The organism is Streptomyces spinoverrucosus (assembly GCF_015712165.1).
Classification (GTDB): domain Bacteria; phylum Actinomycetota; class Actinomycetes; order Streptomycetales; family Streptomycetaceae; genus Streptomyces; species Streptomyces spinoverrucosus_A.
Map to the genome: position 1 here is coordinate 1,201,859 of NZ_JADPZX010000001.1, position 15,702 is coordinate 1,217,560.

At 74.1% G+C, this 15,702-nt stretch carries 3 protein-coding genes; all 3 read left to right on the forward strand.

What is annotated here, in order from left to right; all coding sequences use genetic code 11:
- Positions 1 to 60 precede the first annotated feature (60 nt).
- From I2W78_RS05485 to I2W78_RS05495, 3 genes are read left to right on the forward strand one after another with little or no spacing between them, the layout of a single operon-like run.
- Entirely contained in the window at positions 61 to 9,195 is a 9,135-nt protein-coding gene (locus I2W78_RS05485) for a non-ribosomal peptide synthetase (RefSeq protein ID WP_307783602.1), read from the forward strand.
- Entirely contained in the window at positions 9,192 to 14,591 is a 5,400-nt protein-coding gene (locus I2W78_RS05490) for a non-ribosomal peptide synthetase (RefSeq protein WP_196457469.1), read from the forward strand. Before I2W78_RS05485 ends, I2W78_RS05490 begins: the two co-directional genes overlap by 4 nt.
- Positions 14,588 to 15,700, forward strand: a complete 1,113-nt coding sequence (locus I2W78_RS05495) for a saccharopine dehydrogenase NADP-binding domain-containing protein (protein ID WP_196457471.1) — start codon at positions 14,588 to 14,590, stop codon at positions 15,698 to 15,700. The genes I2W78_RS05490 and I2W78_RS05495 overlap by 4 nt, the downstream gene beginning before the upstream one ends.
- Positions 15,701 to 15,702 lie beyond the last annotated feature (2 nt).

Genomic DNA, 15,702 nt, shown 5'->3' on the forward strand with positions numbered 1-15,702 from the left:
TAAATGAATATCATTTTCAACAATGGATCACACATCGATCACTTCGAGGCTGGTGACGCAGTGTCAGAACCCGATCTTCTGCGGACGGTCCGCCCTCTGATCGCTGACTGGCTCGGCCCCGACGCCGAGCGGGTCGGCCCCGACGACAACCTCATCGAGCAGGGACTGGACTCCATCCGCCTGATGACCGTGTCCGCGGCACTGCGCCGCGCCGGCATACGGCTGACCTTCGCGGAACTCGCCCGCACACCCACGCTGCACGCGTGGGCGGAACTGCTGGCCGAGCGATGTCCGAGCCCCGGCAGCGGGACTCAGGAACCGTCCGAGGGCGCCTCGGCCGACGACGAGACCTCCCCCTTCGACCTCGCCCTGATGCAGCACGCGTACTGGGTGGGCCGCGGCGAGGAGCACGAACTCGGCGGTGTGGCCGCGCACTTCTACAACGAGTTCGACGGCGAGGGCGTCGACCCGCAGCGCCTGGAGCGCGCCGTACGCGCCCTGCTCGCCCGGCACGCCCAGCTGCGCGCCGTGTTCGGCGACGACGGCCGCCAGCACACCCCGGCCACCTCCGCCTGGCCCGGTCTTCGCGTGCACGACCTGCGCGAGCTGCCCGAGGACGAAGTGGACCGCCGGCTGGAGCAGCTGCGGGACGAGCTGTCGCACCGGATGCTGCGGGTCGGCGCGGGCGAGGTCTTCGACGTGCAGCTCTCGCTGCTGCCGGGCGGCCGGACCCGTACCCACCTCAACCTCGACATGCTCGCCGCCGACGCGCTCAGCCTGCGCGTCCTGCTCGCCGACCTCGCGGCCCTCTACCGCGGTACGGAGCAACTCCCGCCCATCGCCTACAGCTACCGCCGCTACCTCGCCGACCGTGCCGCCTCCGCCGAGCGGGAACGCGACCGCGCGCGGGACGCGGCCTGGTGGGCCACCCGGCTGCCGGACCTGCCGGGAGCGCCCGCACTGCCCGTGGCCCAGGGCCCGGTCCAGCCCCGTGTCACCCGCCGCCACCACTGGCTGCCGCCCGAGGCGCGCGACGCCCTGTTCGCCCGCGCCCACCGGCACGGCGTCACCCCCGCAATGGCCCTGGCCGCCGCGTACGCCGAGGTGCTGGCCGCGTGGAGCGCGGAGCACCGTTTCCTGCTGAACGTGCCGCTGTTCGACCGTGAGCCGCTGCATCCCGACGTACCCCTGCTCGTGGGCGACTTCACCGGATCCGTCCTGCTCACCGCCGACATGTCCGGTCAGGACGCCTTCGAGCACCGCGCCCGCGCCCTGCAAGAGCGCTTTCTCGACGATGCCGCCCACGCCTCCTACTCGGGTGTGGAGGTGCTCCGCGACCTGAACCGCGCGCAGCACGGCGGCGGCCGGGTCCTCGCGCCCGTCGTCTTCACCAGCGCCCTCAACCTGGGCGAGCTGTTCTCCGAGGACGTGCGCTCCTGCTTCGGGCGGCCGGTGTGGATCATCTCGCAGGGGCCGCAGGTGTGGCTGGACGCCCAGGTCACCGAGCTCGACGGCGGTCTGCTCGTGAACTGGGACGCGCTGGAGCAGGCGTTCCCCGAGGGAATGCTGGACGCGATGTTCGCCGCGTTCCGCACGCTGGTGGACTCCCTCGCAGGGGCCGACGCCACCTGGGGTGCGCCCGTGCCGGACCTGCTGCCCGAGGACCAGCGGGAGGCCCGCACGCGTGCCAACGCCACCGACGGGCCGCGCACCGGCCTGCTGCTCCACGAGGACTTCCTGAGCCGCGCCGAGCGCACCCCGGACCAGCCCGCGTTGCTGTGGGGCACGGACGACACGGACGGCCGCCTCACCTACGGCGAACTCGCCGACCGGGCCCGGCGGATCGCCGCCGCGCTCGCCGCGCACGCCGTCGGCCCCGGCGACCGCGTCGCCGTCTGCCTGCCCAAGGGGCCCGACCAGATCGCCGCCGTGCTCGGCGTGCTGACGGCGGGCGCGGCCTATGTGCCGGTCGGGCGTGACCATCCGCCGGCGCGACGGGATCGTGTGCTGAGCCGGGCGGAAACCCGGGTCGCCTTCGTGGACGAGGACACTGCGGCGCTGCCGGAGGGTGTGGTTGCGCTGACCGTGGCGGAGGCGTTGGCGCACGAGCCCGTCAAGGAGCCCGTCGCGGTGCCGGAGGACGACCCGGCGTACATCCTGTTCACCTCCGGCTCCACGGGTGAGCCGAAGGGCGTCGTCGTACCGCACCGCGCGGCGCGCAACACGGTCGACGACCTCGGCGAGCGGTTCGGCGTGGGTGACGGCGACCGGACGCTCGCGCTGTCCGCGCTCGACTTCGACCTGTCGGTGTACGACCTGTTCGGTCCGCTGTCCGCCGGCGGCGCGGTCGTGCTCGTACGGGAGGAGGACCGGCGGGACGCGGGGGGCTGGCACGCGCTGATGGCCCGGCACGAGGTCACCGTCCTCAACTGCGTGCCGTCCGTCCTTGACATGCTGCTCAGCACCGCCGGAGACGGGCTCGGAGCACTGCGGCTGGTGCTGCTCGGCGGTGACTGGGTGAGCGTCGACCTGCCCGGCCGGCTGGCGGAACGTGCGCCTGCCTGCCGGTTCGTGGCGCTGGGCGGTACGACGGAGACGGCGATCCACTCCACGGTGTGCGAGGTGACCGGCGCCGACGTTCCCGGGGACTGGACGGCGGTGCCGTACGGGACGCCGCTCGGCAACGTCCGGTGCCGGGTCGTCGACACCCGGGGCCGGGACTGCCCCGACTGGGTGCCGGGTGAGTTGTGGATCGGCGGGGCCGGGGTGGCCGACGGCTACCTCGGCGATCCCGAGCGCACCGCCGACCGGTTCGTGCGGCACGACGGGCTGCGCTGGTACCGCACGGGCGACCTCGCCCGCTACCGGCCCGGCGGCACCGTCGAGTTCCTCGGCCGGGCCGACTCCCAGGTGAAGCTGCGCGGCCACCGGGTGGAGCTGGGCGAGGTGGAGGCGGCACTGGAGCGGGCGCCGGGTGTGGGGCGGGCGGTCGCGGCGGTCGTCGGCGACGCGGACGGAGCTCCGCGGGCGCTGGTGGCGGCGTACGCGCCCGCGCTCGGCAAGGAGTCGAGCCCGAACGACGGGATCAGGCCCCAGGTCGTGGCCGCACGGCCGGATCCGCTGGAGGCGGATGTCGTCGCGCACGTCATCGGCCGGGTTCTCGAAGACCGGAGGACTCCCGCCGAGTCCATGCGCGGACTGGTCCGCCTGTGGCGGGACTGGCTCAGCCGCCAACCGGCACCGGCGGACGCGGAGCGCCTGGCCGAGTGCGTCGCCGGAACCCGCCTCGAAGCCGTGCTCGCCCGGCTGACCGAGCGGCTGCCGGACCTGCGGGCCATGCTCACCGGTGAACGCGACCCGCTGGAGCTCCTCGACGACCCGGTTCTCGCCCCGGAAGCGGCGCTCGACGCGCTGCCCGCCACCGCGGCGGCTGCCGCGGACTGCGCGGAGGCACTGCGCGCTCTCGCGGCGGAGCCCGGCCGGGGTGTGCTGCGGGTCGCGGTCGTCGGGGCGCGAGGTGGGCTCGGTGTCCTGCGCGTGGCGAAGCAACTTGCCTCTGTATCCGTACAGTTGACGCTCCTGGACACCTCTGCCGGGCTTCTGGAGCGGGCTCGCGACCGGCTGGCCGGCCTGCCGCACGACGTGAGGTACCGGTCGCTGCCGGACGGTGCGCTCCCGGAGGGACTGCCCGGCGCGTTCGACGCCGTCCTCGCCGTCGGCGCCCTGCACGCCTTCGACGACCCGGCCGCCGGGGTCGCCCAGGCGGCGGCGCTGCTGGCCCCGGGTGGCGTGCTGCTCGCGGTGGAGCAGGGCGGTCTGCCGCCGCTGGGGCTGATCTGTGCCGCGCTTCCCACACGGGGGTTCGCGAACGCGGACCCGGCCCGCCGCGCGGCCGGCAGCCCGCTGCTGCCGCCGTCGGCCTGGGAGCAGTTGCTGCACGGCCATGGGTTCAGCGAGGTGGGCACGTCCGTACGTGACCAGGAGCCCGCGCTGCTGATCCGCGCGGTCCGTGATCCGGACGGTCGGCCGTGCGACACCGACGGCGTCCGTGCCTTCGCCGTCGGCCAGGTGCCGTCGTACATGGTCCCCGACCGGCTGGTCCTGCTGCCGGTCATGCCGCTCACCGCGAACGGCAAGGTCGACCGGCGCGCGGTGCGCGAACTCCTCGCCCGGCACGTGTCGTCGGCGCGGAACCGCACGGGGCGGGGCACTCCGCCCCGGCCCGGCGTGGAGGAACTGGTCGCCGAGGTGTGGCGCGACCTGCTCGGCGCCCGGGACGTGCACCGCGAGGACGACTTCTTCGCGCTCGGCGGCGACAGCCTGCTGGCCACGCGGATGCTGCACCGGCTCGGCGAGCGCGGGGTGAACGGTGCCCGGATCGCCGACCTGTTCACGAGCCCGGTACTGAAGGACTACGCCGCCACGCTCACCCAGGACGCGGGCAGCTCCGCCGCGCCCGCCCTCGTGCCGGACCCGGAGCACGCGCACGAGCCGTTCCCGGCGACCGATGTGCAGCGCGCCTACTGGCTGGGGCGGTCCGAGGAGATGCGGCTCGGCGGAGTGGGGGCGCACTACTACTCGGAGTTCGACGGCACCGGCGTGGACCTGCCGCGGCTGGAGACGGCCTGGCGCGCGCTCGTCGTACGGCATCCGATGCTGCGGGCCGTCTTCGACGAGGACGGTCGGCAGCGCGTGCTCGACGAGGCCGACGTACCCGAGTTCACCATCCCGGTCCGGGACGGCGAGGAGCACCTCGCCACTCTGCGCGAGGAGATGTCCCACCAGGTCCTCGACCCCGCCCGCTGGCCGCTCTTCGACGTACGGGCGGTGCGGTACGGGGACGGCCGGACCCGCATCGGGGTGAGCCTCGACAACATCGTCCTCGACGGCCTCAGCATGATGACCGTCTTCACCGAGCTGGGCGTGCTGTACGCCGATCCGGACGCCGGACTGCCGCCCGTGGAGCCGACGTTCCGCGACTACCTCGCCTCCGTCCGCCCCGCGCCCGAGACGGTCGCCGCCGACCAGGCGTACTGGCGCGACCGGCTGCCCGAGCTGCCACCCGCGCCGCGGCTGCCGTTGCTGCGCGACCCGGCCACGCTGGGCCGCCCCCGCTTCACGCGCACCTCGGGGCAGCTGACCGCCGACCGCTGGCGGCGTCTGAAGGAACGTGCCCGCGAGCACGGTGTCACCCCCTCCACCCTGCTGCTCGCGGCCTACGCGGAGGTGCTCGGCACCTGGAGCGAGAGCCCCGAACTCACCGTCAACCTCACCCTGTTCGACCGCCAGGAGATCCACCCGGACATCAACCGGACCCTCGGCGACTTCACCTCGCTGCTGCTCGCCGCCCACCGTCCGCGCGCCGGCGAGGACTGGCTGACCCGGGTGCGTGCGTTGCAGGAACAGCTGTGGCGCGACCTTGACCACCGCTCGGTCTCCGCGGTGTGGGTGATGCGCGAACTGGCCCGGGCTCGTGGCGAGTCCGAGGCCGCCGTGCCGGTGGTGTTCACCAGTGCGCTCGGCGTCGACGACGGCGTGTCCATGGACGCGCCCGACGGTTTCCCGCCGCGCGTGTGGGGCGTCAGCCAGACCCCGCAGGTCTGGCTCGACCTCCAGGTGTACGAGGGCCGGGACGGGGCGCTGCGCCACCAGTGGGACGCGGTGCGGGAGCTGTTCCCCGAGGGCCTGGTGGAGACGATGTCCGCCGCCTTCGACGAGCTGCTGCTCCACCTGTGCGACGCCGACTGGCGGACGCCCCGGCCCGCCCTGCTGCCCGACGCTCAGCGTGCGGTCCGCGAGCGGGTCAACGCCACGGGCAGGCCGGGCGGCGAACGCGCCCTGCACCTGCCCTTCTTCGAGCGGGCCGCCTCCGAACCCGACTCCCCCGCCCTGCTCTGGGGCGACGACGGTGTGATGTCGCGGGGCGAGCTGCGCGACCACGCGCTGCGCATCGCCGCCGCACTGGCCGCGCGCGGCGTCGAACCCGGTGACACGGTCGCCGTGTCGCTGCCCAAGGGCCCCGAGCAGATATGCGCCGTGCTCGGAGTACTGGCGGCCGGTGCCGCGTACGTCCCGGTCGGTGCCGACCAGCCTCCGGTGCGGCGCGAGCGGATGCTCAGGGCGTCGCGGGCCCGGTGCGTACTCGACGCGGAGTTCCTTGCCGAGCCGCTGCCCACACCGCTGGAGAAGCCCGTGGCCACCGACCCCGACTCCTGCGCGTACGTGATCTTCACCTCCGGATCCACCGGTGAGCCCAAGGGCGTCGAACTCACCCACCGGGCCGCCGCCAACACCGTCGAGGACATCAACGAACGGCACGGCATCGGCCCCGGCGACCGCGTCCTGGCGGTCTCCGCGCTCGACTTCGACCTGTCCGTGTACGACATCTTCGGACTGCTCGGCGCGGGCGGCGCGCTCGTCCTGGTCACCGAGGAGGAGCGCAGGGACGCCCAGCGGTGGCGCGACCTCGCCGCACGGCACGGCGTCACCGTCTGGAACTCCGTACCGATGCTGCTGGACATGCTGCTCACCGCGTCGGCGGGGCAGGCACCGCCCACGCTCAGGCTCGCCATGGTCTCGGGCGACTGGGTGCCGCTGGACCTGCACGCGCGCCTGGCCTCCCACAGTGACTGCCGGCTCATCGCCATGGGCGGTGCCACCGAGGCCGCCATCTGGTCCAACGCGTACGACGCCACCGCCGGCGCGCCGGAGGGCTGGCCGTCGGTGCCGTACGGGACGCCGCTGCGCGCACAGCGGTTCCGGGTCGTGGGTCCGCTCGGCGAGGACTGCCCGGAGTGGGTACCGGGCGAGCTGTGGATCGGCGGAGCCGGGGTGGCCACCGGATACCGGGGCGATCCCGAGCGCACCGCCGACCGGTTCGTGACCGACGGCGGGGACCGCTGGTACCGCACCGGCGACCTGGGCCGCTACCGTCCCGACGGGCTGCTGGAATTCCTGGGGCGCCGCGACCACCAGCTGAAGATCCGGGGCCATCGCACCGAGCTCGGCGAGGTCGACGCGGCGCTGCTCGCTCAGCCCGGAATCGCCCGCGCCATCACCGTCGCGACCGGGCCGCGGGGGCAGCAGCGGCTGACCGCGTTCGTGGTTCCCGAGGGACCGCTGGACCTCGCGGCGGTCGAGCGCCGTCTCCCCGACCACCTGCCCGCGCACGCCGTGCCCTCCGCGCTCGTCCTGCTGCCGGACGGGCTGCCGCTGACCGCCAACGGCAAGGTGGACCGCGCCGCGCTCGCCGAGCAGGCGGCCGGTCTCGGCGTGACGTCCGGCGGGACACGGGAGCCGGCCGGCCCGGTCGAGGAGCTGGTCGCCGCCGCCTGGCGGGAGCTGCTCGGGGCCGAACAGGTCGGCAGGGACGACGAGTTCTTCGCACTCGGCGGCGACAGCCTGCTGGCCACGCGGCTCGTGGCCCGGTTGCGCGAGGCCGGGGTGCGCGGCGCCCGCATCGCGGCGCTGTTCACCCACCCGGTGCTCAAGGACTACGCCGCCACGCTGACCCTGGGTGCCGAAAAGCCCGTAACGCAGGCCCTGGTGAGCGATCCGGCGCACGCGCACGAGCCGTTCGAGGCGACCGACGTGCAGCGGGCGTACTGGATCGGGCGCACCGCACAGCTCGACCTCGGCGGGGTCGGCTCGCACTACTACAGCGAGACCGACGAGGAGTACGCCGACATCGCCGGGCTGGAACGGGCCTGGCGACGGCTCATCGCCCGCCACCCGATGCTGCGGGCCGTCTTCGACGAGGACGGGCGGCAGCGCGTGCTCAACGAGGCCGAGGTGGCGGACTTCACCATTCCGGTCCGGGCGGGCGAGGAGCATCTCGCCGCCCTGCGCGAGGAGATGTCCCACCAGGTCCTCGACCCGGCCCGCTGGCCGCTGTTCGACGTACGGGCCGTGCACTACACCGCGCCGGACGGCGAGCGCCGGACCCGGATCGGGGTGAGCCTGGACAACCTGGTCCTCGACGGCCTCAGCATGATGATCGTCTTCACCGAGCTGCGGCAGCTGAGGGAGGACCCGGACGCCGAACTCCCCTCCGTGGGCGTGACGTTCCGGGACTACCTTGCCTCCGCGCAGCCGCCGGACGGCACCGTGGCGACCGACCAGGAGTACTGGCGCGACCGGCTCACCTCGCTGCCCCCGGCACCCCGGCTGCCGCTGCTGCGCGAGCCGTCGGCGATCGGCCGCCCGCGCTTCGAGCGCCGTGCCACGCATCTGCCGTACGAGAGGTGGGAGCGGCTCAAGGACCGGGCCCGGGTCTACGGCATCACGCCCTCCGTGCTGCTGCTCGCCGTGTACGCCGAGGCGCTCGGCGAACACGCCGAAAGTCCCGAACTCACCGTCAACCTCACCCTCTTCGACCGGCAGGAGATCCATCCGGACATCAACCGGATCGCCGGTGACTTCACTTCTCTGCTGCTGGCCGCCCACCATCCGCGCGTCGGCGAGTCCTGGCTCGCGCGCCTGCGCGGGCTGCAGGCCCGCCTGTGGACCGACCTCGACCACCGGGCCGTGTCAGCGGTGTGGGTGATGCGCCAGCTCGCCCAGCGGCGGGGCCCCGACCGGGCGGCCATGCCGGTCGTGTTCACCAGCGCCCTCGGCATCGACGACGAGCGGGCCCGGCTGCTGACCCCGCCGCACTGGTCGGTGTCCCAGACCCCGCAGGTCTGGCTCGACCACCAGGTGCTGGAGGACGCCGAAGGGCTGCGGCTGACCTGGGACGCGGTGACCGGGTTGCTGCCTGATGACCTCCCCGAATCGCTGATGGCCCGGCAACTCGCCCTGCTGGAAGAGCTGGCCGCGGCCGACAACTGGGACGCGCTGATCCTCACCACGGGTCTCCGGGTGGGAGAGCAGTCCGCCGTTCCCGTGCCGACGACCGCCGAGGCAGAGGCCGACGCCGGAGGGCCGCCACGCGGCGCCACCGAGGAACTCGTCGCCACGCTCTGGTCGGAGCTGCTGCCCGACACCCCACTCGCGGGCCGCGAGCAGGGCTTCTTCGCGGCCGGCGGGGACAGCCTGCTCGCCACCCGCCTCATCGCGCGACTGCGTGAACGCACCGGCGTGGAGGTCCCGCTCCGGGAGTTCTTCGCCGCCCCGACCGTGGCCGCGCTCGCCGCCGCCGTCGATCACATCACCGACCGCACCACCGAACAGAACTGGGAAGAGGGGGAGCTGTGAGCGCCGCCGAGCTGGTATCGGAACTGGCCGCCGCCGGAGTCGAGTTGTGGGAGGAGGACGGCCGCATCCGCTTCCGGGCGCCGCAGGGCGCCCTCACCGAGGAACTGCGCGAGCGGCTACGCGCCGACCGGGACGCCGTACTGGCACATCTGCGGGACCCGTTCGCGGAGCCCCTGGTACCGGACCCGGACGGCCGGCACCTGCCGTTCCCGCTGACGGAGGTGCAGTCCTCGTACCTGCTGGGCCGCACGGACGCCTTCCCGTACGGCGGCATCGGCTGCCACGCCTACCTGGAGTACGAACTGCCGGGCGACGTCGCTCCCGAGCGGGCCACCGACGCCTGGCGGGCACTGGTCGAGCGGCACGACGCGCTGCGCACCGTGTACCACCCGGACGGGCAGCAGGTGCTCAAGGACCTGCCGCCGTACGACATCCCCGTGGCCGGCGCCGAGCAGGCGGAGCGGATCCGCGGGGAACTGGCGCAGCGCACCTACGATCCGGGCGCGTGGCCGCTGTTCGACGTGCGCCTCACGCACTCCCCCGAGCGGCTGCTCGTGCATCTCTCCGTCGACCTGCTCGTCACGGACTTCTCCGGGGTGCAGCAACTGCTGGGCGAACTGGAGCAGCTGTGCCTCGCGCCCGACCGGGCGCTGGAACCCGTCCCGGTGTCCTTCCGCGATCACGTACTCGCCGAGCGGCGGCTGCGTGACAGCGCCCGCTGGGCCCGTGACCGCGCCTACTGGCTGGACCGGCTCGATGACCTGCCTCCCGCTCCCGAACTCCCCGTCTTGGGTGAGGAGTCGGGTGGAAGCGTGCGGTTCCGGCGGCTGGCCGACCGGCTGACCGCCGAGGAGTCGGCGGCGCTGCGGCGGCGGGCCGCCGGGCGTGACCTGACGGTGTCCACCGTGCTGCTCGCCGCCTACGCCGAGGTGATCGGCCGATGGAGCGCCAAGCCGCGCTTCACGCTCAACCTGCCGGTGTTCGCCAAGCGCCCCGTGCACCCCGACATCGGCCGGGTCGTGGGCGACTTCACGTCCGTGACGCTGCTGGCCGTCGAGCCCGACGCCGAGAAGGGGTTCGCGGACCGGGCCCGCGTGCTCGGCGGGCGGCTCTTCGAGGACCTGGACCACGGCCTGTACTCGGGCGTGGAGGTGCTGCGCGAGGCGGCCCGCCGCTCGGACCGGCAGACGCTGATGCCGGTCGTGTTCACCAGCACCCTTCAGGGCACGGAGGTGCCGGCCATGGGTCCCGGCAGGGTCGTGTACGGCGTGACGCAGACGCCGCAGGTGTGGATCGACTGCCAGGTGATGGAGTCGGGCGGGGAGATCCTGCTGGGCTGGGACGTGCGGGAGGGCGCCCTGCCGGAGGGGCTGGCCGATGACGCGTTCGACGCGTTCGCTTCTCTCGTACGGGAGTTGGCCGCATCGGACGCGCCGTGGGACAGCACCGACCCGGTGCGGCTGCCCGAGGCGCAGGCGACCCGGCACGCGGACGTCAACGCCACCGGGCGGCCCTTGCCCGAAGGGCTGCTGCACGAGCGCGTGTTCGCCGCAGCCGTCGCGCACGCCGACCGCCCGGCGGTCATCGCGCCCGACCGCATCCTCACCTACGCCGAACTCGCCGGGTACGCCTGGGCGGTGGCCGCCCGGCTGCGGAAGGCCGGGGTCGCGCCGGGCGACCGGGTGGCGATCGTGATGGACAAGGGCTGGGAGCAGGTCCCGGCCGTGCTCGGCGCGCTGGACGCGGGGTGCGTGTACGTGCCGGTGGACACCGTCCACCCGCCCGCGCGCCGGGCGAAGGTCCTGGCCTCCAGTGGAGCGGTCGCCGTGCTCACCCAGGCGCGCCTGAGTGACTCGTACGCGATACCGACGATCGCCGTCGACGCGCTTGCGCCGTCGGAGGCGGTGGAGTCGCGGCCGGTGGACCCCGACCAGGCCGCGTACATCATCTACACGTCCGGCTCGACCGGTGAGCCCAAGGGCGTGGTGGTCTCCCACCGGGCCGCGCTCAACACGGTCGCCGACATCGACGAGCGGTTCGGCGTGGGGCCGGGCGACCGGGTCCTCGGGCTCGCCCAACTGGGCTTCGACCTGTCCGTGTACGACCTGTTCGGGCCCCTCGCACACGGCGGGGCGGTCGTCCTGCCGGACGCCGAGCGCCGCGGCGACCCCTCGCACTGGGCCGACCTCGCCGCCCGCCACCGGGTGACCCTGTGGAACTCGGTGCCCGCACAGCTCCAGATGCTGTACGACTACCTGGCCTCCGGCGCCGGTGCGGCCGACGTGGCGGCGCTGTCCGGGCTGCGACTCGGCCTGCTGTCCGGCGACTGGATCCCCGTACGCCTGCCGGACCGGGTGCGGGAGCTCCTGCCGGGGCTACGGTTGATCAGCCTGGGCGGGGCGACGGAAGCCGCGATCTGGTCCATCCACCACCCCATCGAGCAGCCCGTGGACCCGGACCGGCCGAGCATCCTCTACGGCAGGCCGCTCGCCAACCAGACCTTCCACGTCCTGGACGAGGCACTGCGACCGCGGCCGGACTGGGTGCCGGGCGAGCTGTGCATCGGCGGCAGCGGCCTGGCGCTCGGCTACCACGGGGACCCGGAGACGACGGCACGGCGGTTCGTCACCCATCCCGTCACCGGGGAGCGGCTCTACCGGACCGGTGACCTGGGCCGGTGGCTGCCCGGCGGGGACATCGAGTTCCTGGGGCGCGAGGACGGGCAGGTCAAGATCCGGGGTCATCGCATCGAACTCGCCGAGATCGAGGCCGCGTTGACGGGGCATCCGGCCGTCGGCGGGGCGGCCGTGCTCGCCGTCGGTGACCATCCGCTGCAACGCCGGCTGGTCGCCTTCGCGGAACCGGCACGGGTGGCCCGTGCTGATGAGGCAGGCGGTGCCCTGCCGCGGCGGGCCCGGGAGGCGGCCGACGCGTTCGAGGTGGCCGAGCCGGAGCGGATCGCCGAGTTCGCCCGGCTGCTGGACGAGGCGTCGCTGGCGTCCATGCTCGACGCGCTGCGCGCCCGTGGCCTGTTCGCGGAGCCCGGGGCCGCCCACACGGCCGACGAGGTGGTGGAGGCAGCCGCCGTACCGCGCCACCACCGCCTGATCCGGCGCTGGCTGCGCGTGCTGCACGCGGAGGGCGTCCTGGAGCTGGACGCCGGCCGGTACAGGATGGGCGTCGAGCCGCCCTCGGCCGCCGACGCATGGGACCGGGTCGCCGCCGTATGGAGCGACGAGCTGGGCCCGCGCGACCTGCTCGACTATCTCCGCGCCAACGCGGACCAGTTGGGCGCACTGATGGACGACCGTGTCGCCGCCGTCGACCTCCTCTTCCCCGCCGCCCGGATGGAGACCGCCGACGCGGCCTACCGCGAGAACGTCATGTCCGCCTACCTCAACCGTGTCGTCGCCGAAGCCCTGCGCACGGCGGCCGAGGAACGGGCAGCGTCCGGCCGACCGCTGCGGGTGCTGGAGGTGGGCGCCGGGACCGGGGCGAGCACCGCCGGGGCGCTGGCCGCGCTGGACGGACGGGAGGTGGAGTGGCTGTTCACCGATGTGAGCCCGTTCTTCCTGGACAAGTCGCGCGAGCGGTTCGGGCCCGACACAAGGCTGCGGTACGGGCTGTACGACGTGGACCGTGACCCGGCCGAGCAGGGGCTGGCGGCGAACTCGTTCGACGCGGTGGTGTGCGCGGGCGTGCTGAACAACGCCCGGGACACGGCGGCCGCGCTCACCGCGCTGCGCTCGCTGCTCGTGCCCGGCGGGCTGCTGCTGGTCACCGAGCCGACGCGGGAACACTACGAGATCCTGATCTCGCAGGCGTTCATGATGACCGGGGCGGAGGACGTGCGGCGCGCGGACGGCACGGATGGCACGGACGCCACCTTCGTCACCCGCGAGCAGTGGCTGCGCCTCTTCGCCGAGACGGGCGGTGAGAACACGCTCTGCCTGCCCAAGCAGGGCCACCCGCTGGAGCCGCTGGGCCAGCACGTCTTCGCCGTACGCTTCAAGACCGACCGAGCCCTGGTCGACCCTGCGGACGCCCTCGACCATCTCGCGGCACGGCTGCCGGTCTACATGCTGCCCGCCGCCCTGCACGTCCTCGACGCGCTCCCCCTCACGTCCAACGGCAAGGTGGACCGCAAGGCCCTCGCGGCACGGGCCGCCGTCACGGCCGAGGAGCAGCACACCGTCGCCGTGGCGGAAACCGCCGAGCCCGCCGACGAGCTGGAGGAGCGGCTCGCCTCGGTGGCTGCCGTGGCACTCGGTGTGACGGCCGTCCCGCGCGATCGCAGCCTGTTCGACCTGGGCGCGGACTCGCTGCTGCTCGCCCAGCTGTCGGCGCGGCTGATCGAGGAGGTACCGCAGGCGGCGGACCAGCAGTTCGACACCCTGCTGCGGGAGCTCCTCAACCGCCCGACGGTCGCCGACCTGGCCCGCCATCTGCGCGGGACGGACGACGCCGAGGCGGGCACGGGCGAGGCGAGCGCGCTGCTGCCACTCGGCGACGCGCCGGACGGCGGAGTGCTGCACGTACTGGTGCACGAGGGCATCGGCACCATGGCCCCGTACCGCGACCTCACGGACCGGCTCACCGCGTACGGACCGCTCGTCGGCCTGGCCGTCGGCGATGTCGAGGCGTGCACGGAGATCCCGGCGGAGGAGTTCGTGGAGCGGCTCGCCGCCGAGCACGTACGGCGGTTGACCGCGACCGGTGCCGACCGGTTCCGGCTCACGGGGTACTGCCTGGGCGGGCAGCTCGCCACCGAGATCGCCCGGCAGCTCACCGAGGGCGGGGCGCACGTCGAGCGGCTGACGGTGGTCAGCAGCAGCCCGCCCGCCTTCGTGTGCGAGGACGAGCTGCTGATCGAGCACGCCTTCGCGCGGGTGCTGGGCGCGGACCCGGCGGCGGCCGGTTACCCGGACGACGAGGAGGAGCTGGGGGCGGCGCTGCGGGCCGTCCTCGACGCCACCCCCGGCCGGGTGCCGTCCGGCGCCTTCGCCGCCCTGTGCGGTGAGCCGCGCCTGGAGGCGGTGGCCCGCCGCATGCGCGCCCTGGCCGAGGTGCCCCAGCCGGAGCGGCTCGGAGCGATCGCCCGCACCCTGGGCGGGGACGGCGACGCCGCCCACGTACCGGGCCTGTACCGGGTGTTCCGGCACGCCTTCGCCGCCGCGTCGCTGCACACCACGCAGCCGTACGCGGGCGACATCACCCTCGTACAGCCGCGGGGCCGGCTGCGGTTCCTCGCGGGCTTCGGGCAGGAGGCGGACGAGCTGTGGCGTGAGGTGTGCCTCGGTGATCTGACGGTGGTCGATGTCGACGGCGACCACTTCAGCTGCCTGCGCGCGCCGCACGTCGACCAGGTGGCCGCGGCTGCCGGAGGCACCCCGTGAACCGAGGCCGTACCGCGCCGGTCGCGGTGGGCGTGGTCGGGGCGGCCGGGGCGGTGGGCCGGGCCGTGCTGGACGAGTTGCTGCGTCTCGGGGTGGGGCCGGTGCGGGCGGCGGTGCGCCGTCGGCCGGGACTGCCCCTGCCCGCGGCGGCCGGGCTGTGGCCGGACCCGGTGGACGTGACCGACGAGCAGGCCCTCGCCGCGTTCTGCGCCGAGTGCCGTGTCGTCGTCAACGCCACCGGGCCGGTCCGGGCCATGGGCCACCGGGTGGCGGCTGCGGCCCTCGCGGCGGGCGCGGACCTGGTCGACGTCAACGACACGGCCGAACTGCCCGAACCGCCGCCGTACGAGCGGCTGTTGCGGTGGCGGACGGCGGTAATCGGGGCGGGGCTGATGCCGGGGCTGGCGGGGATGCTGCCCGGGTTGCTGGCCGAAAGCAGGGAGGTCAAGGGCGAGGTCCTCACCGTGCGCGTCGGCGGGCTCCCCCACTTCCCGCCCGCCGCCGCCCGGGACTTCATGGACCGGCTCGCCCGCCCCGACGGCGAAGTGACGGCCGTCTGGCGCGACGGGCGACGGGTGCCGGGGGCACTCGCGGTGGAGCGTGACGCGCGGCTGCCGTACTTCCCCGGGGCCGTGACGGCGATCCCGTACCTGACCGAGGAGGCCGTGGCCGTCGCCCATCGACACGGGCTCGGCGAGGTGCGCTGGTACACGGTGTTCGGCGGCGAGCACACCCGCGCGGTTCTCGACCGCTATCGCGCCGGGCTGTCGCCGGACGACCGGTCTGTGGACGTGGCCGCGGACGAGCTGTCGCGTGCCACGCTCACCGACCTCGCGGGCCGAACGCCGTACCAGGCCGTGACCTGCGAGCTGGAAGGGCGCGCGCTCGTCCTCACCGGAACCGACTCCACGGCCCTCACCGGAACCACCGCCGCCCACGCGGCCCTGGCGGTGCTGAACGGTGAACTCCCGCCCGGACAGCAGCACTTCGCGGAACTCCCCGACCCTGGGCGCCTGGCCCGTCGTATCGCCGAAACCCCGGCCGTGACCGCGCTTCGGCTGCTGGACGGGCCGCTCGCCGAACTCCCCCTGGAAGAAGGAATCCTGTGACT